20 protein-coding genes and 1 tRNA gene are annotated in these 20,990 nt (G+C 67.2%); 13 read left to right on the forward strand and 8 right to left on the reverse strand.

The features are described from left to right. Positions 1-47: 47 nt before the first annotated feature. Entirely contained in the window at positions 48-719 is a 672-nt protein-coding gene (locus tag AC1RTO_RS04070) for an RBBP9/YdeN family alpha/beta hydrolase (protein WP_493159618.1), read from the reverse strand. Positions 720-909: 190 nt separating this feature from the next. Between AC1RTO_RS04070 and AC1RTO_RS04075 the strand changes: the two genes are divergently transcribed. The 5 genes from AC1RTO_RS04075 to AC1RTO_RS04095 all read left to right on the forward strand — a co-directional run bounded on the left by AC1RTO_RS04075 (position 910) and on the right by AC1RTO_RS04095 (position 3,991). After that, positions 910-1,662 (forward strand): TlyA family RNA methyltransferase, encoded by a 753-nt coding sequence (locus AC1RTO_RS04075; RefSeq protein ID WP_493159619.1) that lies wholly within the window; start codon positions 910-912, stop codon positions 1,660-1,662. A gap of 51 nt (positions 1,663-1,713) precedes the next feature. Beyond that, positions 1,714-2,283, forward strand: coding sequence for a TspO/MBR family protein (locus tag AC1RTO_RS04080; RefSeq protein WP_493159620.1), 570 nt, complete (start codon positions 1,714-1,716; stop codon positions 2,281-2,283). A gap of 26 nt (positions 2,284-2,309) precedes the next feature. Then, on the forward strand, positions 2,310-2,591 hold the full coding sequence (locus tag AC1RTO_RS04085) for an accessory factor UbiK family protein (RefSeq protein WP_493159621.1): 282 nt from the start codon (positions 2,310-2,312) through the stop codon (positions 2,589-2,591). A 97-nt stretch (positions 2,592-2,688) separates the two neighbouring features. Next, positions 2,689-3,192 (forward strand): type III secretion system chaperone family protein, encoded by a 504-nt coding sequence (locus tag AC1RTO_RS04090; protein ID WP_293878224.1) that lies wholly within the window; start codon positions 2,689-2,691, stop codon positions 3,190-3,192. Between the two features lie 4 nt (positions 3,193-3,196). After that, positions 3,197-3,991, forward strand: a complete 795-nt coding sequence (locus AC1RTO_RS04095; RefSeq protein WP_493159622.1) for a pyrroline-5-carboxylate reductase family protein — start codon at positions 3,197-3,199, stop codon at positions 3,989-3,991. Positions 3,992-4,027: 36 nt separating this feature from the next. Here the strand turns inward: AC1RTO_RS04095 and AC1RTO_RS04100 are convergent, their stop codons facing one another. After that, the gene (locus AC1RTO_RS04100) at positions 4,028-4,516 is read right to left on the reverse strand and encodes a MarR family transcriptional regulator (RefSeq protein WP_493159623.1); all 489 of its coding nucleotides are present in this window, start codon (positions 4,514-4,516) and stop codon (positions 4,028-4,030) included. A gap of 60 nt (positions 4,517-4,576) precedes the next feature. Here AC1RTO_RS04100 and AC1RTO_RS04105 point away from each other — a divergent pair, with 60 nt between their 5' ends. Both AC1RTO_RS04105 and AC1RTO_RS04110 read left to right on the forward strand, forming a co-directional pair. After that, positions 4,577-5,683 carry a branched-chain amino acid aminotransferase gene (locus tag AC1RTO_RS04105; RefSeq protein ID WP_493159624.1) on the forward strand — a complete coding sequence of 369 codons (1,107 nt, stop codon included), beginning with the start codon at positions 4,577-4,579 and terminating at the stop codon, positions 5,681-5,683. Positions 5,684-5,761: 78 nt separating this feature from the next. Then, positions 5,762-5,836: transfer RNA gene (locus tag AC1RTO_RS04110), tRNA-Gln, on the forward strand. A 96-nt stretch (positions 5,837-5,932) separates the two neighbouring features. Here AC1RTO_RS04110 and AC1RTO_RS04115 read toward each other — a convergent pair. Next, complete coding sequence (locus AC1RTO_RS04115; protein ID WP_493159625.1) at positions 5,933-7,474, reverse strand: AMP-binding protein; 1,542 nt, start codon at positions 7,472-7,474, stop codon at positions 5,933-5,935. Between the two features lie 297 nt (positions 7,475-7,771). Here AC1RTO_RS04115 and AC1RTO_RS04120 point away from each other — a divergent pair, with 297 nt between their 5' ends. Continuing rightward, positions 7,772-8,623 carry a MaoC family dehydratase gene (locus AC1RTO_RS04120; RefSeq protein ID WP_493159626.1) on the forward strand — a complete coding sequence of 284 codons (852 nt, stop codon included), beginning with the start codon at positions 7,772-7,774 and terminating at the stop codon, positions 8,621-8,623. Between the two features lie 244 nt (positions 8,624-8,867). Here the strand turns inward: AC1RTO_RS04120 and AC1RTO_RS04125 are convergent, their stop codons facing one another. Both AC1RTO_RS04125 and AC1RTO_RS04130 read right to left on the reverse strand, forming a co-directional pair. After that, positions 8,868-10,304, reverse strand: a complete 1,437-nt coding sequence (locus AC1RTO_RS04125) for an aldehyde dehydrogenase family protein (protein ID WP_493159627.1) — start codon at positions 10,302-10,304, stop codon at positions 8,868-8,870. Further along, positions 10,301-11,839: an acyl-CoA synthetase gene (locus tag AC1RTO_RS04130; RefSeq protein ID WP_493159628.1), complete on the reverse strand. Its 1,539-nt coding sequence runs from the start codon at positions 11,837-11,839 to the stop codon at positions 10,301-10,303. Before AC1RTO_RS04130 ends, AC1RTO_RS04125 begins: the two co-directional genes overlap by 4 nt. A gap of 128 nt (positions 11,840-11,967) precedes the next feature. Here AC1RTO_RS04130 and AC1RTO_RS04135 point away from each other — a divergent pair, with 128 nt between their 5' ends. Then, a complete protein-coding gene (locus AC1RTO_RS04135; protein ID WP_493159629.1) occupies positions 11,968-12,963 on the forward strand; it encodes an NAD(P)H-dependent flavin oxidoreductase in 996 nt (331 codons plus the stop codon). Between the two features lie 60 nt (positions 12,964-13,023). Then, complete coding sequence (locus AC1RTO_RS04140) at positions 13,024-15,516, forward strand: TonB-dependent receptor (protein WP_493159630.1); 2,493 nt, start codon at positions 13,024-13,026, stop codon at positions 15,514-15,516. Between the two features lie 53 nt (positions 15,517-15,569). On the opposite strand, the gene kce is transcribed toward AC1RTO_RS04140, so the two are convergent. After that, on the reverse strand, positions 15,570-16,493 hold the full coding sequence (gene kce, locus AC1RTO_RS04145) for a 3,5-dioxohexanoate:acetyl-CoA acetone transferase (RefSeq protein ID WP_493159631.1): 924 nt from the start codon (positions 16,491-16,493) through the stop codon (positions 15,570-15,572). 22 nt (positions 16,494-16,515) lie between these two features. Beyond that, positions 16,516-17,745 (reverse strand): acetyl-CoA hydrolase/transferase family protein, encoded by a 1,230-nt coding sequence (locus AC1RTO_RS04150; RefSeq protein WP_493159632.1) that lies wholly within the window; start codon positions 17,743-17,745, stop codon positions 16,516-16,518. A 41-nt stretch (positions 17,746-17,786) separates the two neighbouring features. Here AC1RTO_RS04150 and AC1RTO_RS04155 point away from each other — a divergent pair, with 41 nt between their 5' ends. Genes AC1RTO_RS04155 through AC1RTO_RS04165 form a run of 3 tightly spaced genes read left to right on the forward strand, consistent with a single transcriptional unit; the run spans position 17,787 to position 20,388 of the window. Then, complete coding sequence (locus AC1RTO_RS04155; protein WP_493159633.1) at positions 17,787-18,350, forward strand: MaoC family dehydratase; 564 nt, start codon at positions 17,787-17,789, stop codon at positions 18,348-18,350. Then, entirely contained in the window at positions 18,347-19,219 is an 873-nt protein-coding gene (locus AC1RTO_RS04160) for an HpcH/HpaI aldolase/citrate lyase family protein (protein WP_493159634.1), read from the forward strand. Before AC1RTO_RS04155 ends, AC1RTO_RS04160 begins: the two co-directional genes overlap by 4 nt. Beyond that, entirely contained in the window at positions 19,216-20,388 is a 1,173-nt protein-coding gene (locus tag AC1RTO_RS04165) for an acyl-CoA dehydrogenase family protein (protein WP_493159635.1), read from the forward strand. The genes AC1RTO_RS04160 and AC1RTO_RS04165 overlap by 4 nt, the downstream gene beginning before the upstream one ends. Before the next feature lie 57 nt (positions 20,389-20,445). Here AC1RTO_RS04165 and AC1RTO_RS04170 read toward each other — a convergent pair whose 3' ends face one another. Continuing rightward, positions 20,446-20,973 (reverse strand): MarR family winged helix-turn-helix transcriptional regulator, encoded by a 528-nt coding sequence (locus AC1RTO_RS04170; RefSeq protein WP_493159636.1) that lies wholly within the window; start codon positions 20,971-20,973, stop codon positions 20,446-20,448. Positions 20,974-20,990 lie beyond the last annotated feature (17 nt).

Raw genomic sequence — 20,990 nt, forward strand, 5'->3', positions numbered from 1 at the left:
CGGGCGCCCCGGAGCCGTGAACCCGTTCGCGCCCGTCGGGTGAGTTGTCACCGCCCGAGGTAATGGTCCTGCGCGGCGTCGGTGGCGTTGATCGCGAGGATCGAGCGGGCATCGCTGGCGGCGCGGGCATGACCGTGGCCGTCGGTGCTGGCGGCGATGACGCGGCCGAGCAGTTCCTGCCCCTCGTGCCACCAGCCGATGCCGCTCGCCGCGTTGAGATGGCCCTGCGGTCCGGCGTCGACGAAATGGCTGCCCCATTGCGCCGCGAGGCTGTGTGCGCGGTCGATGCCGATCCAGGGATCGTCGCTCGAGGCGACGACGATCGAGGGGAAGGGCAGGGGCGTCTTCGGCGTCGGCGCGAAGGTGCGCAGTTCGTCGGGCGCCTCGGGCCGGTCGACGTCCGCCGGCGCGACGAGCAGGGCGCCTGCCACCGGCCAGCCATAGGGCTGCGGGCTCAGTTCCGCCCACCACGCGACCGCGAGGCAGCCGAGGCTGTGCGCGGCGAGGATCACGGGCGCCTCGGCACGCGCGATCGCCTGGTCGAGCTTGGTCACCCAGGCGTTGCGGTGCGGCGTGTTCCACATGCCGAGTTCGACACGGACGGTGTCGGGGCGGGAATCCTCCCACAGCGTCTGCCAGTGCGAGGGGCCGGAGCCGCCCAGGCCCGGCACGGTCAGAATGGTCGGTTGCGCGGCGTCGAAACTGGAAAATCCGGTCATGGCTGCATCTCCTTCCGTCGCGGGAACCGTGTCGATGCGGCGGTCCGGGACACGCCGTTGCACACGTCCCTCAAGCCCCGAAGATAATCCTACTACGATGGTAGGCAATAGCGGTTGCGCCAGTCCGACGAGCGACAGCGGCGGACCGAATGGGGTGACGCGGCGGCATCATCCGGGATAGGGAGCGACGATGGCAAAGACCCGCGCAGACCAGATGCTCGTGACCCGCGGGCTCGCCGAATCGAAGACGCGGGCGCAGGCGCTCATCATGGCAGGGCTGGTGTTCGCGGGGACGCGCAAGGTCGACAAGCCGGGGCAGGCGTTCGCCGACGACGTCGTGCTCGACGTGCGCGGTCGCGACCACCCCTGGGTGTCGCGCGGCGGGATCAAGCTGGCGCACGGCCTCGACCATTTCGGGTGGAATGTCGCGGATGTGGTGGCGATCGACGTCGGATCGTCGACCGGCGGCTTCACCGACGTGCTGCTGACCCGCGGTGCGGTGCGCGTCTATGCGGTCGACAGCGGCACCAACCAGCTGGCGTGGAAGCTGCGGCAGGACCCGCGGGTGATCGTCCACGAACAGACCAGCGCGCGGATCCTGACCGCGGCGCATATCCCCGAACCGGTCGACCTGATCGTCTGCGACGCGAGCTTCATCGGCCTCGCCAAGGTGCTGGAGCGGCCGATGGCCTTCGCCCCCGCCGGCGCGCGGCTGATGGCGCTCATCAAGCCGCAGTTCGAGGCGGGGCGCGACGAGGTGGGGAAGGGCGGCGTCGTCCGCGATCCCGCGATCCGTGCGCGCGTCTGCGACGACGTGGTCGCGTGGCTGGCCGGGGCGGGCTGGACGGTGGCGGGCGTCGTCGAAAGCCCGATCACCGGGCCGGAGGGCAATGTGGAATATCTGGTCGCCGCGTCCCGAAACGAACCGTTGACGGAACGATAATCGGATCGGACGCTTTACGAAACCTGCGCGACGCGGCAAGGCGACGGCATCATGTTCGAGGAGCATCGGGTGGGCGGCATCGCATCCAGGGGTCAGTTGCGGATGTCGTTCCTGCGCTGGGCAGTGTTTACCGTACCGTTGATCCTGCTGCTCGGTTTCGCCTCGGGCCGCGCGGTGCCGTCGGGCAGCGAGAACGGCTGGTACATGGCGCTGCAGAAACCGGCACTGACGCCGCCCGGCATCGTCTTTCCGATCGCCTGGACGTCGTTGTACATTCTCATGGGTTTCGCAGCCGCGCTGATCCTGCATGCGCGCGGCGGCAAGGGGCGCGGGCTGGCGCTGGCGCTGTTCGCGGCGCAATTCGCGCTCAACCTCGCGTGGACGCCCTTGTTCTTCGGTATGCATCAGGTCGGTGCCGCGCTGCTGGTGATCGTCGCGATGCTGGTGCTCGCGATCCTGACCACCATCCTGTTCGGGCGCATCCGCCCGCTCGCGGCCTGGCTGATGGTGCCCTATCTGGTGTGGATCAGCTTCGCCGGCGTGCTGACGTGGCGGATCGGGCAATTGAACCCCGATGCGGAAACCCTTGTGCCGGCGGCGCATACCTCCCAGATGCTGTGACGCAACCAGACGCCGGGAAGAGAAATATGCAGTCCGACAACCGCCTGTTCGATGATTTCGTGAAGCTGGTGAACGGCGCCGCCGGCACGCTGGCGGGCGTCGGCCGCGAAGCCGAATCCGGGGCGCGGTCGCGCGCACGCGAATGGATCGGCGGCCTCGATTTCGTCAGCCGCGACGAATTCGAGGTGGTGAAGGCGATGGCCGTCGCCGCGCGCGACGAGAATGACGCGCTGAAGGCGCGACTCGACGCGCTCGAGGCCAAGGCGGGGGCATCGGCGCCCGTCGGCGACCCGGTCCCCACCGCCTGACCGACTTTTCCACAGCTTTATCGACACCTTTGTCCACGACGGGGTTGCCGGGGCCTTTTTGCCTCGGCAGCCTTGTCGTGCGATAAGAGGCGTAACGATGCTCGACCACGCTGAACACGACCAGGAACCCGCCGCCCCCATCGACATGCTCGAGGCGTATTACGCCGCGCATGGCTGGGAGTTCGAGCGCCACGACGATGAGATCGTCGCTACCGTCAAGGGCAGCTGGACGAGCTACGAATTGCGCGCGCTCTGGCGCGAGGACGACAGCGTCCTGCAGTTCCTCGCCTTCCCCGACATCAAGGTCACCGACGACCGTCGGAGTGCGGTCTATGAGGCGATCGGGCTGGTCAACGAACAGCTGTGGATTGGCCATTTCGAACTCTGGTCGACCTCCGGCGTCCTGCTGTACCGGCATGCGGCGATGATCGACGGCGAGGACGAGGGCACGATGTCGCTCGGCGCCACCGAATTGTTGGTCGAATCGGCGATCGAGGAATGCGAGCGCTTCTATCCGGTGTTCCAGTTCGTCCTCTGGGGCGGCAAGTCGCCCAAGGATGCGCTGGCGGCGGCGCTGATCGAGACGCAGGGCGAGGCCTGAATAGATGCGGCTGCTGATGGTCGGCGCCGGCAATATGGGCGGCGCGATGCTGCGTCGCTGGCTCGATGCCGGCGTGATCGTCCCTTCGGAGGTGACGGCGGTGAGCCCCAGCGGCCGCACGATGCCCGACGGTGTGCGCGTGGTGCCGACGATCCCCGCCGCCGCGGAGGGCGCATTCGACACGATCATGCTCGGCCTGAAGCCGCAGCAGCTCGCCACCTTGCGCGACGGTCCGCTGGCCGGCCATGCACCGAGTCTGCTGGTATCGATCCTTGCCGGGGTCGAGGTGGCGACGCTTGCCCCGCTCTGCGGCGCCGCGGCGGTGGTGCGGGCGATGCCCAACCTGCCGGTGGCGATCGGCAAGGGCGTGGTGGCGCTCCATTCCGCGACCGCGGATGCGCCGGTGCGCGCGGCGTTGACGACGCTGATGGAGCCGCTGGGCCACGTCGAATGGATCGCGGACGAGGCGCGGTTCGACGACGTCACCGCGCTGGCGGGCTGCGGGCCCGGTTTCGTCTTCCGCTTCGCCGATGCGCTGGCGCAGGCCGGCGCGGCGCTGGGCCTGCCCGGCGATCAGGCGGCGCGGCTGGCGCTGGCGACGCTGGCGGGTTCCGCGGTTATGGCGGCGGCGGCCGATGCCACGCCTGCGGTGCTGGCCGATCGCGTCGCCAGCCCCGGCGGATCGACACGGCAAGGGCTGAACGTGCTCGATGCCGACGATGCGCTGGTGGCACTGCTGACCGAAACACTCGCCGCATCGGCGCGGCGCAATCGCGAGATGGCGGCGGCGGCGCGCTGAACCGGCGCGCCGCGCCGGTCCGTCAGGCCGGGTGGATCAGGATCGCAGCCCTTCGACCTGCGCGCGATCCGGTTCGGGGATCATCCCCTCCAGCACCGCCCAATAGCCCGATACCGCATCCTGGCCCGCGGCCTGATAGGCGTGCGACATCTTGATCCGGACCGATTCGAACAGATCGCTCTCCATCCGCGCGCCATCCTCGGTCAGCCGCAGCAGCCGCTGGCGCCGGTCGCGCTCTCCGGGGCGGGTGGTGACCAGCTTGCGGTCGGTGAGTTCGTTGAGTACGCGGCCCAGAGATTGTTTGGTGATCGCCAGCAGATTCAGCAATTCGCTGACCGTCAGGTCGGGTTTGCGGGCGATGAAGTAGAGAGCACGATGATGCGCGCGGCCCAATCCCTGTGCTGCGAGCCCCTGATCGACGGAGCGGGTGAGATGGCTGTGGCCAAAATACAAAAGCTCCATGCCGCGACGGAGTTCGGGCTCGCGGAGGAACTGGGCGGAAGCGGTGGGAGCTGTGGCAGCCATGTTGACCGGTTTAGACACCGCCCGTACGCATCCGCAACCCCTGATGCCTGAGAGAAATCGATGAACGCCCCTTTCACGTCCGGTTCCGCCGCATTTCGTTTCGATCCCAGCACGTCGCCGGTCGACGCCAACGAGCGCGCCGCGCGCCTCGCCGACCCCGGGTTCGGGCGGGTCTTTACCGATCACATGGCGGTCGTCCGCTATAACGAGACGAAGGGCTGGCACGACGCCGCGATCACCGCGCGCGTGCCGATCACCGTCGATCCGTCGACCGCGGTGCTGCATTACGCGCAGGAGATCTTCGAGGGGCTGAAGGCCTATCGGCTCGACGACGGGGCGATGGCGCTGTTCCGGCCCGACGCCAATGCGCGGCGCTTCAACAACAGCGCGCGCCGGCTGGCGATGCCCGAACTGCCCGAGGAGCTGTTCCTCGAATCGTGCCGCCAGCTCGTGCTGACCGAGCGCGAGTGGTTCCCGGCGATCGACGGCGGCGCGCTCTACCTGCGCCCGTTCATGTTCGCGAGCGAGGCGTTCCTCGGCGTGAAGCCCTCGTCCGAATATCTCTACATGGTCATTGCCTCCTCGGTCGGCGCCTATTGGAAGGGCGGCGCGCGCGCGGTGTCGATCTGGGTCAGCCAGGATTACACCCGTGCCGCCCCCGGCGGCACCGGCGAGGCGAAGTGCGGCGGCAATTACGCCGCCAGCCTGCTCGCCCAGTCCGAGGCGATCCGGCAGGGCTGCGACCAGGTCGTCTTCCTCGACGCGGTCGAGCGCCGCTGGGTCGAGGAACTGGGCGGCATGAACGTCTTCTTCGTCTTCGACGACGGATCGATGGTGACGCCGCCGCTGACCGGCACGATCCTGCCCGGCATCACCCGCGATTCGATCATCCGTATCGCGCGCGACCAGGGCATCGAGGTGCGCGAGGAATTGTACGGCATCGACCAGTGGCGTGCCGACGCCGCCAGCGGCCGCCTGACCGAGGCCTTCGCCTGCGGCACCGCCGCGGTCGTCACCCCGATCGGCGAGGTCGCCAGCCCCGACGGCCGCTTCACGATCGGCGCCGGCGGCACCGGCCAGCTGACCCAGCGCATGCTCGACGTCCTGTCGGCTATCCAGCGCGGCCGCGCGCCCGATGCGCACGGCTGGCTGCAGCGTCTCGGCTGAGCTTTTGCGGGGCGGCGTGAAAAGACCTGTCGCCGGGGCTTTTCACGCCCGTGGACCCGGCTATAAGGCCGCCTCCGTTGGGGCGTCGCCAAGTGGTAAGGCAGCGGCTTTTGGTGCCGCCATCCGCAGGTTCGAATCCTGCCGCCCCAGCCAGTTCTGTAATCTCAGTTCCACCTTGATCGGCCGCGACCAGTTTGGTCATGACCCAGGTTGGGCTGGCCTGGACGGGTTCCGCAGCGGTCTGCCTCATCAATTCACCTGCCGATCGGTGCCGGTCCAATAGGCCTTGCGGAGTTCGGCCTTCTGGACCTTGCCGGATGCGTTGTGCGGGAGCCCTGCGACCACGTCGACGGACTTGGGCGTCTTGAAGTCGGCGATGCGGCACCGCACCCAGGCGATGACCGATGCCGGATCGATCGCGCGGCCGTCGACCGGTACGACGATCGCCTTCACCGCCTCGCCCCAATGCGGATCGGGCACGCCGATGACCGCGACCTCGGCGATGTCGGGATGCCCGGCGAGCGCATTCTCGACCTCGGCCGGATAGATGTTCTCCGCGCCCGAGACGATCATGTCCTTCACCCGGTCCTTGATGAACAGATAGCCGTCGTCGTCGAAATATCCCGCGTCGCCGGTCCGGTACCAGCCGTCCGCGCCGAGCACCTGTGCGGTCGCCTCGGGCATGTTCCAATAGCCGGTCATCACCGAGATGCAGCGGATCAGGATCTCGCCGACCTCGCCGGGCGGAAGCGGTCTGCCGGCAGGATCGATGATGCGGACTTCGGTGCCCGGCAGCGCGCGCCCGGCGGATCGCATGCGCGGCGTCGGGGTGACGGCGTGATCCTGTGGCGGCAACGCGATGCAGGTGCCGCTGGTCTCGGTCATGCCGTAGCTCTGCGCGAACTCGCACCCGAATACGGCGATGGCCTCGCGCAGCAGCTCCGCCGTGATCGGCGCGGCGCCGTAGACGATCGTGCGGATGCGCGCATAATCGACCGCGCGCGATCGTGGATGATCGATCACCATCTGCAGCGCGGTCGGGACGAGGCCGAGCTTGCTGATCCGCTGGTGCTCGATGGCGTGCAGGACGTCGCCCGGATCGAAGCCCGGCTGGATGACCACCTCGCCGCCGAAGAACAGCGTGCGCGCGAGCATCCCGAACCCGCCGATATGCGCGAGCGGGACGGGGACCAGCGTGACATCCTCCACGCTCCAGTCGTCCCATGCGACCGCGGCGGCACTGCGCAATGTGCTCGTACCGAAAAGGCTGCGGTGCGACAGCATGACGCCCTTGGGCAAGCCGGTCGTGCCCGAGGTGTAGATCATCAACGCGGTATCGGTGGGCGCGACGATCGTCGCGGGCGCGACGTCGTCACCTAGCCAACGTGCGTCGAACACGCGTTCGACCAGCAGCGTCGCGATACCGGGGGACGGCGTGTCGAATCCGTCGGCGAGGATCAGCAGCGCCGCGCCCGAATCCGCCAGGATATGCGCTATCTCAAGGGGGGCGAGACGCCAGTTCAAGGGCACGAAGATCAGGCCGGCCCGGGAGAGCGCCAGCGCGAGCAGCGGTATCGCGTCGTGGTTGCGACCGAGATAGGCGATCCGCTGACCCGGGGCGAAGCCGTCACGGAGCAGCGCGTTCGCCATCCGGTTCGCATGCGCGTCGAGCGCCGCGTACGTCCATGATCGCGCGCCGAAACGCAACGCGATCGCGTCCGGGCGCTCCGCCGCGTGACGCGATACGATCGCCCCGAACGTTGGCACATCGGTCCAGGGCAAGCTTTCCATCGCGCTCTCCGGTTTTCGCGATGCTTGACGACCGCTGAACTCCAGATATGATACGTAAGTGAACAATATGCAACAACACCGTATGTCGGGGGGATCATCGTTGGATGTCGCGCTGCCGCCTGATCCCGTTGCGTATCCGGGCGCGATCGGCGCGTTCATCGACCATCGCCGCGAACATGCGCGAAGCGATCGGGACAATGATGGTCTACCGCGGCTTACGTGAGAGCGCTGCTCGCCGGGGCCGCGGCGGCCGTTTTGCCGGACTGAACCGCGTCCATTGAGAACAGGGGACCGAACATGGGGATCGATTACGACGCGTTCATGGCGCTCCGCGACGACGGGCGGCGCTTCGCCTATGACGACCGCGACACGATGCTGTACGCGCTCGCGGCGGGCATGGGGCGCGATCCGCTCGACGCGCGCGAACTGACGTTCGTCTATGAGGGGCCGGGGTTCGTCGCGATGCCGACGCTGGCGGTCGTGGTGGCCCGCAGCATGCTGGCACGGACGTTGCCCATCGACTTCGCGCAGGTGCTGCACGGCGAGCAATCGCTGACGATCCACCAGCCGCTGCCGACCGCCGCCGAGCTTATCGCCGACACGCGGATCGTCCGGATCCTCGACAAGGGGGCGGGGAAGGGCGCGCTGATCTATCATGAGACGGCGGCGCGGCTGGCCGACGACGACACGCCGTTGTTCACCGTGGGAGGCAGCCTGTTCGCGCGCGGCGATGGCGGGTTCGGCGGGGCGGCGGGGCCTGCGCCCGTCGTCCACGCAATCCCCGACCGCACGCCGGATCATGTCCACGTCACCGGGACGCGTGCCGACCAGGCGCTGCTGTATCGGCTGACCGGCGACCGGAACCCGCTCCACGCCGATCCCGCGCTTGCCAAAAGAGCCGGGTTCCCGGTGCCGATCCTCCATGGGCTGGCGAGCTATGCGATCGCGTGCCGCGCGGTGCTGGCGACGGTGTGCGACTATGATCCCTCGCGGATCGCCGGGTTCGACGTGCGCTTCACCTCGCCGGTGTTTCCCGGCGACACGATCGAAACCGATATCTGGGTCGATGGCGGAATCGTGTCGTTTCGGTGTCGCGTGCCGGCGCGGGGGGTGACCGCGCTCAATAATGGTCGGTGTCTGCTGGCCTGAGGACATAGGGGATCTGACCAGGCCGCATTGCCGGACCTTTCTGGAGTATCGATGCGCTGCGCTCGCAGAAGACCGGATGGCCGCCGGAGCGCGCAAGGAGCGGGGTGCATCGACATCAGGTCCGTGACCTCGCCCATGCGCGATGCGGGTCCGGGGCCGCTGCGCGGCGAACCCGTCGTGGAGCGGGGCGAAGGATATCGCCGTGTCGTCGGGAGGCGACACGGCGATATCCTTCGGATCGGGGTCAGGCGGGGACGGCGACCGGTGCGGCAACGGACTTCCTGCTGACCGCTACAGTCTGCGCATTGGTGTAGGCGAGCAGGCCGTCGAGCGCCGATTCGACGCCGACCCCGGATGCTTTGTGTCCGCCGAACGGAGAATGGGCGTAGATGGCTTGGGTTTGGTTGATGAAGACGTTGCCCGTATCGAGCAGCGAGCCGATCTCCAGCGCCTTGTCCGCATCGCCCGACCAGACCTGACCGCCGAGCCCGTAGGGGGAATCGTTCGCGCGGCGGACGACGTCGGCGATGTCGTCGAACTTCAGCAGCGGCAGGACCGGGCCGAATTGCTCTTCGGCGACGATTCGCGAATCCTCGGGCGGATTGTCGATCAGCGTGAGCGGCAGGAAATAGCCCGGACGGTCCATCGCCTCGCCGCCGGTCAGGAACCTGTATCCGTTCGCCTTCGCATCCTCGATGAGTTCGACGACACGGTCATATTGCGCCGCATTCTGCATCGGGCCGAAGCGCGTGCCCTGTTCTGCGCCATCGCCGACCTTCGCCGCACGGGCGAGGTCGGTCAGCGCGGCGGCGAACCGGTCGTAGATGTCGGCATGGATGTAGAGCCGCTTCACCGCGACGCAGATTTGGCCGGAATTGCCGAAGGCCGCCGCGAACACCTGCTTGGCGACCCGGTCGACATCGACGTCTGGCAGGACGATCGCGGCGTCGTTGCCACCGAGTTCGAGTGTCACGCGCTTGAGCGTCGCGGACGCGCTTTCCATGACCTTGCGGCCGGTCGCGGTGGACCCGGTGAAGCTGATCTTGTCGATGCCGGGATGCGCGGTCATCAGCGGACCCAGCGCGTCGCCGCCGCTGATCACGTTGAACACACCCGCGGGCAGGATGTCGCGCGCCAGTTCGCCGATGCGCAGCGTGGTCAGCGGTGTGAACGGCGACGGCTTCAGGACGACCGTATTGCCCGCGACCAGCGCCGGCGCCGCCTTCAGCATCGCGAGGATGACGGGGAAGTTCCACGGGGCGAGGGCGCCGACGACACCGATCGGCGTCCGACGCACCTCGACACGGCGGTCCTCGCTGTCCTCCGTCACCTCGACGGGGATCGCCATGCGGCCGAACACCTTGCACCAGTGCGCGCCGCCCAGCACGTCGCCGAGCGCATCCTGATGCGGCTTGCCCTGTTCCTGCGTGAGCAGGCGCATCAACTCGTCCTTGTGCTCCGCGATCGCGGCGCTGAGGGCGAGGATCATCGTCTGGCGTTCGGCGATCGGCGTTGCCCGCCAGCCGGGGAAGGCCGCGCGTGCAGCGGCCACGGCGGCGTCGAGTTCGGTCGCGCCGCAATCCGGCGCCTCGGCGACGACCTGTTCGGTCGCGGGATTGATGACGGTCAGGTGCGCGGACGTGTCGACGGGCTTGCCGTCGATGGTGGCGGTAAAGGTCATGCGGGTTCCTTCGAAGTGGCGTGATGGTCGTCGATCAGGCGGCGGCGAAGAAGCTTGCCGTTGGGATGTCGCGGGAGTGCGTCGGTGAACCCGATGCTGCGCGGCGCCTTGAAGCCGGCAAGATGGACGCGACAATGCGCGATCAGCTCGGCTTCGGAGGGTGTCGGCGCGGACGGCAGGAGCTGGACGATCGCGCGCACCTGCTGGCCGAAATCGTCATCCGGGATCCCGATCACCGCGGCGTCGGCGACCGCGGGATGCGCCGTGAGGACGTTCTCGATCTCCTGCGGATAGATGTTGACGCCGCCCGACAGGATCAGGTCGGACCGGCGATCGGAGAGATAGAGATAGCCGTCGTCATCGAGATGGCCGACATCGCCGTGCGTGCCCCAGCCTTGCGCGCTATACGCGGCCGCGGTCTTGGCCGGATCCTTGTGATAGGCGAACGGCACTGGGTTCTCGAAATAGATCGCGCCGACCTCGCCATGGGGCAGCTCCATGCCGGTTTCGAGGTCGAGGATGTGGATCGCGCCGGTGCGGCTTCGCCCGACCGATCCGGGATGCGCGAGCCATTCCGCGCTGTCGATCGCGGTGAAGCCGGACCGCTCGCTGCCCGCGTAATATTCGAAGACGATCGGGCCGAACCAGTCGATCACCGCGCGCTTCACGTCCGGCGGGCAGGGGGCGGCGGCATGGACGAGGACGCGGAGCGACGACAGGTCGTAGCGCGCCTTCACCGCATCCGGCAGGCGCAGCATGCGGATCAGATGCGTCGGCACGAACTGTGCGTGCGTCACGCGGTGGCGCTCGATCGCGGCGAGTGCGGCTTCGGCGTCGAAGCCCGGCATCGTCACGATCGTCCCGCCGTTGACGAGGACGGTGCCGGTGAAGCCGATCGGGGACGCGTGATAGATCGGCGCAGGCGACAGATAAACCGTCGTCCGCTCGATCGCGTATGTATCCCGAAGCATGCGTTCGAGGCTGTTGGGCGTGCCGAAGCGGTCGTCGGTCAGATCGCGCAGGATGCCTTTGGGCTGGCCCGTAGTGCCCGACGAATAGAGCATCGATCCGCCATCGCGTTCGTTCGCGAGCGGCGTGTCGGAATGCTTCGCGAGCGCCTTCGCGAAATCCGAGAACCCGTCACGGTCCGCGCCGACCGCGAGCCGTACCGCGATACCGGGGAGCCCGTCGCTGGCCTCACGGGCAAGATCGAGCAGGCGGACGCTGGTGATGACCGCCCGCGCATCGCTGTTCCCGACGACGTAGCGGATTTCGGCGGGCGTCAGATGCCAGTTGACCGGTACGAAGAACATGTTCGCCCGACGAACGCCCCACATCGCGACGAACCATGCGAGAGTGTTCTCCATGATCACCGCGACCCGGTCGCCCTCGACCAGGCCGTGCGCGCGCAGCAGGTGCGACAGCCGGACCGACTGCGTTTCGAGTGCGGCATAGGACAATGCGTCGCCGGTATCCGACATGATCGCTGCCGTCCGCGCGCCTGTCTGCTCACCTCGGGGGGTGTTTCCAGTCATGCTCTCTCCTACCGCAAATCTAGACACCACCCAAACAGTACGCAAACGAATTATATTGATCATCACCACAAACTGCGCGATAACCCGTACGCAAGCTATCCAATGAGATGGCGGCGAAGGAGAGCCGAATGCTGAAAACGCGCTTCACCGAATTGTTCGGTGTCGAACACCCGATCGCGCAGGGTGGCATGCAGTGGGTCGGTCTAGCGCCGCTCGTATCAGCGGTCGCCAACGCCGGTGGCCTCGGCTTCCTGACCGCGCTGACGCAGCCGTCGCCCGGCGCGCTGTCGCAGGAGATCGCGAAGACCCGGGCGCTGACGGACAAGCCGTTCGGCGTCAACCTGACGGTGTTCCCGACGATCAATGCGCCCGATTACAACGGCTATGCGCAGGCGGTCATCGACGCGGGCATCACCATCGTCGAGACCGCGGGGACACCCGCTGTCGCCGAGCAGTGGGCGATGTTCAAGGCGGCGGGGATCAAGGTGATCCACAAATGCACGTCGGTGCGCCACGCCCTGTCCGCCGAGCGCAAGGGCGTGGATGCGGTGTCGATCGACGGCTTCGAATGCGCCGGGCATCCCGGCGAAGACGACATCCCCGGCCTGATTCTGATCCCGGCGGCGGCGAACGTGTTGACGATCCCGATGCTGGCGAGCGGCGGCTTCGGCGATGCCCGCGGCTTGGTCGCCGCGCTCGCGCTGGGGGCGGACGGCGTCAACATGGGTACGCGGTTTTGCGCCACGCAGGAGGCGCCGATTCACGAGAATTTCAAGACCGCGATGGTCGAGAACGACGAACGCGCGACCGACCTCGTCTATCGCAGCTATCGCAACACCGCCCGCGTCGCGCGCAACCCGATCAGCCAGCAGGTTCTGGAAAACGAACGCGCGGGCAAGCCGTTCGCCGACATCGCGCATCTGGTGCGAGGCGTGCGCGGCAAGGAGGGGCTCGACAGCGGCGATACCACGCACGGGATCTGGTCTGCGGGCATGGTCCAGGGGCTGATCGACGACGTGCCGACCGTCCGGGTGCTGATCGACCGGATCATCGGCGAGGCGGAGGACATCATCCGCAACCGCCTGACCGGGATGATCGAGCGGGAGGCCGCGTTCGCCGACTGAGACGGCGACACCACACGTCCACAAAGCAGCCCGGCATAGAATCGGGCGAAAGGGAGGATCATGATCGTGAAGACCTTGTTCGCATCGGCGTCGACCACCGCGCTCGTGGCGTCGATGGCATGGAGCCTGCCCGCCACGGCGCAGGTCTCGCCCGCGGAAGTCCCCGCGCGCGCCACGTCCGGCGCGGACCCTACGCAGAATGCGGACGACCAGAATTCGACCGCCGCGCCGTCGGCGACGGACCCGGCCGTGCCGGATACGCAGGTGGGCGACATCATCGTGACCGCGCAACGTCGTGCCGAGTCGCTGTCGCGGGTCGGCGTGTCGGTTACCGCGCTGGGGGCGGAGCAGCTGGTCCGGCAGCAGGTCAACGATCCGACCGACCTGGTCGGGCTGGTGCCCGGATTTCAGGCGACGTCGAGCTATGGCGGCGCAACCGTCTACACGTTGCGCGGGATCGGCTTCAACACGCGCAACCCGTCATCGACCGCACCGATCGGGCTGTATCTGGATCAGGCGGCGCTGCCCTATCCGTACATGGCGCAGGGCGTGTCGTTCGACATCGACCGGGTCGAGGTGCTTAAGGGACCGCAGGGGACGCTGTACGGCCGTAACGCGACCGGCGGGCTGATCAACTACGTCACCGGCAAGCCAACCTCGACGTTCACGGCGGGCCTCACGTTCGAGGCGGGCAACTACCAGACGGTCAATGCCAGCGGGTTCGTCAGCGGGCCGGTGTCCGACAGCGTCCGCGTCCGCGTCGCATTCGACAGCCAGCACCGGAACGAGGGGTGGCAAAGGAGCGTCACGCGCAACGAGCGGATCGGCAAGATCCATCAATACGGGCTGCGCTCGACGATCGACTTCGGCAATGGCGGGCCGTTCACCGCGACGCTGACCGGGACCGCCTGGGCGCGCTATGGCGACAGCCTCGTGCCGCAGGCGACGTTCTACATCTATGGCGGTCGCCCGGTGGCGAACCCGCTGACCGCGGCGAGCATTATCCCGAACCCGACCAGGAATACGCAGGCAGACTGGAATTCGATCGGCAACCAGCCGCAGGCGGACATCGGCATCCTGCATCCGGGGCCGCTGACCGATTCGCGGTTCGGCGCGGGCTCGCTCAACCTGTCCTATGCGTTCACCGATACGGTCAGGCTGGTGTCGCTCACCAGCTATAACGAACTGCACCACCGCGACGTGTCGGACGCGGGCGGCGTGCAGACCGAAAGCATCTTCCAGGACACGACCGGGCGGATCCGCTCGGTATCGGAGGAACTGCGCCTCGTCGGTGAGTCCGATCGGTTCAACTGGTCGGTCGGCGGCTATTTCGCGGACGATCGCGCGACCGAGCGGGACATCGGCTACAACGATCAGAACGGGCAGATCGCGACGCTGCGCGGCCTCGCGCAGATCCTGCCGCAGACCCGGTACACGCCAGCGCAGCTTCGCCGCAGCTTCGGCAACTACGACGTACGCGGAGCGATCAATTCTAACGTCTACGCGGGGTTCGCGAACGCGGAATACAAGTTCAACGACCTTTTCAAGCTGTCCGCGGGCGGGCGCTACACCAACGACAAGCAGGATTTCGAAGGGTGCGTGCGCGATTATCGCGGCGGCAACGTCGCGCTGGTCAACACCGTCTATCCGATCCTGACGCGGACGGGGGGCCGGTACGACCTGCAACCCGGGCAATGCTATACGCTGGCGACCGACCTGACGCGGTTCGTCGACATCGTCAGGCGCGACCAGAGCGAGACGAACTTCTCGTGGAACGTCACCGGCACCGTGACGCCGAGCAGCACGACATTGTTCTACGGTTCGGTCGCGCGCGGCTATAAGGCGGGGGTGTTCCCGATCTTCGCGGCCAGCGTCGAGACGCAGCTCAACCCCGTGCAGCAGGAAGAGCTGACGTCATACGAGGTCGGCACGAAGCTCGGCCTGTTCGACCGGCGTATCCAGCTGAACGTCAACGGCTTCTACTACGATTACAAGAACAAGCAGATCTTCGGCCGGGTCACCGATCTGATCTTCGGCACGCTGTCGCGCATCCGCAACGTGCCCAAGAGCCGGGTCTATGGCATCGAGGGCGACCTGACGTGGCGGATCGTCCCGGCGCTGACCTTCTCCGCATCGGGCGCCTGCCTCAATTCGAAGATCCAGAGCAGCTTCCCCGACTTCACCGAACTCGGCACCGCGACCAATTTCCAGGGTCGTCCGTTCGCCTACACGCCGAAATATCAGGGTACGTCGACGCTGGCCTATGATGCGCCGCTGACCGGCAATCTCAGCCTCAACGCGTCGGGGACGGTGATCTACCAGAGCAAGACCAACGCCGACTTTGCCGGGCTCGACCAGTTCCGGATCAGGCAGCGGACGCTGGTCAACGGCACGCTGGGGATCGGATCGGCCGACGGTTGGGCCATCTCGCTGTACGGCAAGAACCTGTTCAACAAATACTATTGGACCGGGGTGACCTCCGCGATCGACACGATCGTCCGCTATCCGGGCATGCCGCGCGAATACGGGCTGCGCACCAGCTTCAAGTTCTGAGCTCCTCCTGCGGGCGGTCGTTCCGGCGACCGCCCTTTTTTGCGCGACGTCGTCTAGAATGCGACGCGGTCGGCGCCCTTCAGTTGCAGTATTGCCCGGGCCTCGTCCGGGGTCGCGATCTCAAGGCCGAGGCCTTCGACGATCTGGCGAACCTGTCGCACCTGCGCAGCATTGCTCCCGGCGAGCTTGCCGCGGCCGATCCACAGCGAATCCTCCAGGCCGACGCGGACGTTGCCCCCCATCGCAGCACCCATTGCCGCGATCCCCATCTGGCTCTTGCCTGCACCCAGCACCGACCAGTGATAGGCATCGCCGAAGAGGCGGTCGGCGGTCCGCTTCATGTGCAGCACTTCCTCGGGATGCGGGCCGATACCGCCGAGCAGGCCGAACACCGTCTGGATGAACAGCGGCGCCTGCACGAGGCCCTCGGTGTAGAAATAATGCAGGTTGTGGAGGTGGCTGGTGTCGTAGCATTCGAACTCGTAGCGGGTGCCTGTCTCGTTCAGCGTTTCCAGAGCGTAGCGGATGTCCTTGAAGCTATTGCGGAAGACGAGGTCGTGGCTGCCCTCCAGCATGTTGGGCTCCCACTGGTGCCGGAAGTCGGTGAACCGCCTCAGCATCGGGAACAGCCCGAAGTTCATCGATCCCATGTTGAGGCTCGCGACTTCCGGCTTCCAGACCGCGGCGGGGCGGACGCGTTCCTCGACCGACATATAGGGCGAGCCGCCGGTCGTCAGGTTCACGACGACGTCGGAGGATTGCTTGATGACCTTCAGGAACGGCTCGAACGCCTCCGGACTCTGGTCGGGGCGGCCGTCGGCGGGGTCGCGGGCGTGGAGGTGGACGATCGCGGCCCCGGCTTCCGCCGCACCGAGCGCGGCGTCGGCGATCTCCTGCGCCGTGACGGGCAGGTGGGGCGACATGGACGGCGTATGGATCGATCCGGTGACCGCACAGGTGATGATGACCTTGGCCATGGTGGCTCCTTTGGGGCTGATATCAGGGGGACCCGTCGCGCCATGCGCGGGCCAGCGTCTCGCGATGATCCGGCGCCGCGACCGCGATCAGCGCCGCGGCGCGTCCGTCGTGGGTCAATCCGCGCAGGTCGGCGGCACCATGTTCGGTGACGACGATATCGATATCCATGCGGCCGAGCGACACGGGGCCGCGCGCCATGCCGGGGGAAACGATCCGGCTGCCGGTCCTGGCGGTGCTCGGCAGCGCGACGATCCGCACGCCGCCGGCGGCACGCGCACCACGCGCGAAATCGGTGGCGCCGCCTGACCCGGAAATCCAGCCCTGCCCGGTCGTTTCGGCAAAGGCCTGACCATAGAGATCGACCGCGATCGCCGCATTCACGGTGACGAAGCGGGGGATCCGCGCGAGCACGGCGGGGGCGTGCGTCTGCGAAACCGGATGGAAGCGGATGCCGCTGCCGGGCAGCGCATCGTACAGCCGCCGCGTGCCGATCGCGACGCCGGCGGTGACATGCGCGCCCTCGGCGATCGCGCCGCCGTCGAGCAGGTCGAGCACCGCGTCGCCGATCAGGCCGCTATGGATATGCAGGTCGCGGCGGTCCGCCAGCAGGCGCAGGACCGCACCGGGCAGCTTGCCGAGGCCGGTCTGGACGGTCGATCCGTCGCCGATCGGCGCCGCGACGTGCCTGGCGATCGCGAGGCTGACCGGATCGGCTTGACCGTCGGGGGCTTCCGGCACGGCGGCCTCGCCCTCGATCACGGCATGGATAGCAGCGAACGGAATGCCGGTCGGACCCGATGTCGGCGGCAACAGCGGGTTGATGTGGGCGATCCGGCGCGGGATCGACGGCCAGATCTCGGCGAGGAAATCGACGGTCGGGCCAAAGCTGCACAGGCCGTTCGCGTCCGGCGGCGACACGCTAAACAGCGCCGCATCGATCGGCGTCGCGCGCAGGTGGGACAGGATATCGGCGTAGCAGAACGGCAGGAATGTCACCGCGTCGCCGGCCGCCTGCAACTCGGGCGTCATGAAGAACGTCTCGAAGCGGCAGTCGGGATTGGCGAGCCAGTCGTCGCGGTTGATCCCGGGAACCTGGATACCGGTGAAGGTCATCGCGCCCAGCGCGTCTCCAGCGATCGCAACGGCTTCGGCCAGGATCGACGATTGCGCCGAACAGCCCTGCACGAACGTCCGTCCCCCCGGCGGCAGGACCGCAGCGAGATCGTAGATCGTGAACCGGGTCGGCGTCATGGCCGCACGCTAGGCGATACGATCCGGCGCGACAAGTCGTGATGTTAATAACGATATGCTTGCTTACTGATACGGGGGCGATAGAAAGGTGGTCGAGGATCGGCGACCGGAGGCGGCATGGACAGCCCGGCGTCGAACGACAGGAGAGCAGGATGCCCGGACTCTGGTTCGACGATTTCGAGGTCGGTCGCGTGTTCGACCATGAGGTTCGGCGCACCGTGACCGACATGGACAACATGCTGTTTTCGTCGCTGACCTATAATCCGGCGGCGATCCATATCGATCATGCCTATGCCGCCACGACGGAGTTCGGGCGTCCGCTGATGAACTCGATCTTCACGCTCGGCCTGGTGATCGGGTTGACCGTGCAGGATACGACGTTCGGCACCACGGTCGCCAATCTGGGCATGACCGATACGGTGTTTCCGAAACCCGTCTTTGCGGGCGACACGATCCGCAGCCGGACCGAGGTGAAGGCGCTGCGGCCATCGACGTCACGGCCGGGGCAGGGGATCGTCACGTTCGAGCATGTCGGGCTGAACCAGCAGGACGATATCGTATGCCGGACGACGCGCGCCGCGCTGATGATGGCGCGGCCGGCATGAGGCTGCGGTCGCTGCTGTTCGTCCCGGGCGACAGCGAGCGCAAGTTCGCCAGGGCACAGGGATGCGGTGCGGATGCGCTGATCCTCGACCTGGAGGATTCCGTCGCACCGGGCGCGAAAGATGCGGCGCGCGCGCATGTCACGAGCCTGCTGGCAAACGGGGGTGCGCGCAACTGGCGCTTTTTCGTGCGCATCAATCCGTTCGATACCAGGCTGACGCTCGCCGACCTCGCCGCGGTCGTCCGCGCCGGCCTCGACGGCATCCTCGTTCCGAAAGTCGACAGTGCCGCGGACGTCGTCCGCGTCGGGCATTATCTGGACGCGTTCGAACAGGCCGCCGGCCTGCCGATCGGGTCCGTGAAGATCGCGGTAGTCGCGACCGAAACGCCGCGCGCCATGTTTGCGCTCGGCTCCTACACGCCGGCGCATCCGCGACTGGTCGGAATGACTTGGGGGGCCGAGGATCTCAGCGCGGCGATCGGCGCGACCGACAACAGGGATACGGCGGGCGACTGGACGCTGCCCTACCGCGTCGCGCGGGCGCAATGCCTGTTCGCGGCGGCCTCCGCCGGGGTGGCGCCGATCGATACGCTGTACGCGGACTTTCGCGATACCGGGGGACTGGCCGCGGATTGCCGGGCCGCCCGACGCGACGGTTTCACCGGGCGGATCGCGATCCACCCCGATCAGGTCGCGACGATCAACGCCTGCTTCAGCCCGTCCGAGGAAGGCCTCGCACACGCCCGTCGCCTCGTTGCGGCATTTGCCGCCGAGCCGGGGGCGGGGACGCTCGGGATCGACGGGAAGATGTACGATATTCCGCATTTGAAGGCGGCCCGGCGCACACTTGCCGCGGCAGGGGAGGCATGATGGACCAGCGACACGAGAGCGACGATCTGGCCGTGATCCGCGAAGGCGTGCGATCGATCGTCACCCGCTTCGACGACGAATACTGGCTTGCCCGCGACGAGGACGGCGCCTTTCCGCGTGACTTCCACCGGGCGATGGCGGACGGCGGCTGGCTCGGCATCACCATGCCCGAAGCCTATGGCGGCGCAGGGCTCGGCGTCACCGAGGCGGCGGTGATGATGCACGAGGTGGCGAGCCACGGCGGCGGCATGACCGCGGCGTCGGCGGTCCACATCAACCTGTTCGGGCCGCATCCGATCGTCGTGAAGGGGACGCCCGAGCAGAAGGCGCGCTGGGTGCCGCGGCTGATCGCGGGCGACGACCAGGTGGCGTTCGGCTTCACCGAACCCGACTCCGGGCTCAACACCACGCGGATCAAAACCTTCGCCGAGAAGGTCGACGGCGGCTATCTGGTGAAGGGGCAGAAGGTCTGGACCTCGACCGCGCAGGTCGCCAACAAGATCATGTTGCTGACGCGGACCACGCGGTATGAGGACTGCGCACGCCCGACCGACGGCATCACCATCTTCTACACCGACCTCGATCGTAGCAAGGTCGACGTCCACAAGATTCCTAAGATGGGCCGCAAGGCGGTCGATTCGAATGCGATCTTCATCGACGGGCTGTTCATCCCGGACGAGGACCGGATCGGCGAGGAAGGGAAGGGCTTCAGCTATATCCTGCATAGCCTGAACCCCGAACGGATCCTGATCGCGGCGGAGGCGATTGCGATCGGTCAGGACGCGCTGCGCCGTGCCGCCGCCTATGCGCGCGAACGGGTCGTGTTCGATCGGCCGATCGGCCAGAATCAGGGGATCCAGCACCCGCTCGCCGAACGCTGGATGTATCTGGAGTCCGCATGGCTGATGGCGATGCAGGCGGCCAGGCTATACGATGCCGGGCTGGCCTGCGGTGCGGAGGCGAACAGCGCGAAATTTCTCGGCGCACGGGCGGGGCATGACAGCTGCTGGCAGTCGATCGCGACGCATGGCGGGTTCGGCTATGCCAAGGAATATCATGTCGAGCGGCTCTACCGCGAGGTCGCCGTCACCCGCCTCGCGCCGATCACCGAGCAGTTGATCCTCTCGTTCGTCGCCGAGAAGGTGCTCGACCTGCCGAAGAGCTATTGAGCGGTCCGGACCGTCAGCTCCTCGTGCCTCCCGCAGGCGGGGGAGGCATGCCGCTTCCTACTCCGCGGCGACCGGTTCGGCGGCGGGCTTGCGGCGCTTCCTCGGCACTGTGGAGGGCAGGGGGTCGGCGACCGTTTCGTCCTTCAGCGCGGCGCGGATATTGGCCTTGGTGCGCGCGAGTACGTCAGCGGCGGCGGCGAGTTCTTCGTCGGCGATCCCGTCGAACAGCGTGTGGTCGAGGTCTTCGCTGACCTTCACCATATGGTCGATCAGTTCGAAGCCCTTGGGCGTTATGAAGATCCGCTTCACCCGGCGATCGACCTTGTCCGCCTGACGGAAGACCAGACCCGCCTCCTCAAGGCGATCGATCAACCCGCCGACCGAAACCTTGCCGGTTTCGAGGATCCGCGCGAGTTCGGTCTGGATCATGCCGTCGTCGGCGTGGCGCGAGATGTTGCCGAGCGCCCACCATTGCGCGCGCGTGATACCGAGCGGTTTGAGCGCGGCATCGAAGAAGGTGCGACGCATCCGCGACACGTCGTGGATCAGGAACCCGAATTTCTGGTGCGGCGTCGCTGGACGCATGGACTGTACCTTCACGC

This window comes from Sphingomonas sp. GW821-FHT10F09 (genome assembly GCF_058809195.1).

Excerpts from the sequence above, each read along its gene's own strand:
- AC1RTO_RS04070 (WP_493159618.1), bottom strand. The coding sequence starts at position 719 with ATGACCGGATTTTCCAGTTTCGACGCCGCGCAACCGACCATTCTGACC.
- AC1RTO_RS04075 (WP_493159619.1), top strand. The coding sequence starts at position 910 with ATGGCAAAGACCCGCGCAGACCAGATGCTCGTGACCCGCGGGCTCGCC.
- AC1RTO_RS04080 (WP_493159620.1), top strand. The coding sequence starts at position 1,714 with ATGTTCGAGGAGCATCGGGTGGGCGGCATCGCATCCAGGGGTCAGTTG.
- AC1RTO_RS04085 (WP_493159621.1), top strand. The coding sequence starts at position 2,310 with ATGCAGTCCGACAACCGCCTGTTCGATGATTTCGTGAAGCTGGTGAAC.
- AC1RTO_RS04090 (WP_293878224.1), top strand. The coding sequence starts at position 2,689 with ATGCTCGACCACGCTGAACACGACCAGGAACCCGCCGCCCCCATCGAC.
- AC1RTO_RS04095 (WP_493159622.1), top strand. The coding sequence starts at position 3,197 with ATGCGGCTGCTGATGGTCGGCGCCGGCAATATGGGCGGCGCGATGCTG.
- AC1RTO_RS04100 (WP_493159623.1), bottom strand. The coding sequence starts at position 4,516 with ATGGCTGCCACAGCTCCCACCGCTTCCGCCCAGTTCCTCCGCGAGCCC.
- AC1RTO_RS04105 (WP_493159624.1), top strand. The coding sequence starts at position 4,577 with ATGAACGCCCCTTTCACGTCCGGTTCCGCCGCATTTCGTTTCGATCCC.
- AC1RTO_RS04115 (WP_493159625.1), bottom strand. The coding sequence starts at position 7,474 with ATGGAAAGCTTGCCCTGGACCGATGTGCCAACGTTCGGGGCGATCGTA.
- AC1RTO_RS04120 (WP_493159626.1), top strand. The coding sequence starts at position 7,772 with ATGGGGATCGATTACGACGCGTTCATGGCGCTCCGCGACGACGGGCGG.
- AC1RTO_RS04125 (WP_493159627.1), bottom strand. The coding sequence starts at position 10,304 with ATGACCTTTACCGCCACCATCGACGGCAAGCCCGTCGACACGTCCGCG.
- AC1RTO_RS04130 (WP_493159628.1), bottom strand. The coding sequence starts at position 11,839 with ATGACTGGAAACACCCCCCGAGGTGAGCAGACAGGCGCGCGGACGGCA.
- AC1RTO_RS04135 (WP_493159629.1), top strand. The coding sequence starts at position 11,968 with ATGCTGAAAACGCGCTTCACCGAATTGTTCGGTGTCGAACACCCGATC.
- AC1RTO_RS04140 (WP_493159630.1), top strand. The coding sequence starts at position 13,024 with ATGATCGTGAAGACCTTGTTCGCATCGGCGTCGACCACCGCGCTCGTG.
- kce (WP_493159631.1), bottom strand. The coding sequence starts at position 16,493 with ATGGCCAAGGTCATCATCACCTGTGCGGTCACCGGATCGATCCATACG.
- AC1RTO_RS04150 (WP_493159632.1), bottom strand. The coding sequence starts at position 17,745 with ATGACGCCGACCCGGTTCACGATCTACGATCTCGCTGCGGTCCTGCCG.
- AC1RTO_RS04155 (WP_493159633.1), top strand. The coding sequence starts at position 17,787 with ATGTTAATAACGATATGCTTGCTTACTGATACGGGGGCGATAGAAAGG.
- AC1RTO_RS04160 (WP_493159634.1), top strand. The coding sequence starts at position 18,347 with ATGAGGCTGCGGTCGCTGCTGTTCGTCCCGGGCGACAGCGAGCGCAAG.
- AC1RTO_RS04165 (WP_493159635.1), top strand. The coding sequence starts at position 19,216 with ATGATGGACCAGCGACACGAGAGCGACGATCTGGCCGTGATCCGCGAA.
- AC1RTO_RS04170 (WP_493159636.1), bottom strand. The coding sequence starts at position 20,973 with ATGCGTCCAGCGACGCCGCACCAGAAATTCGGGTTCCTGATCCACGAC.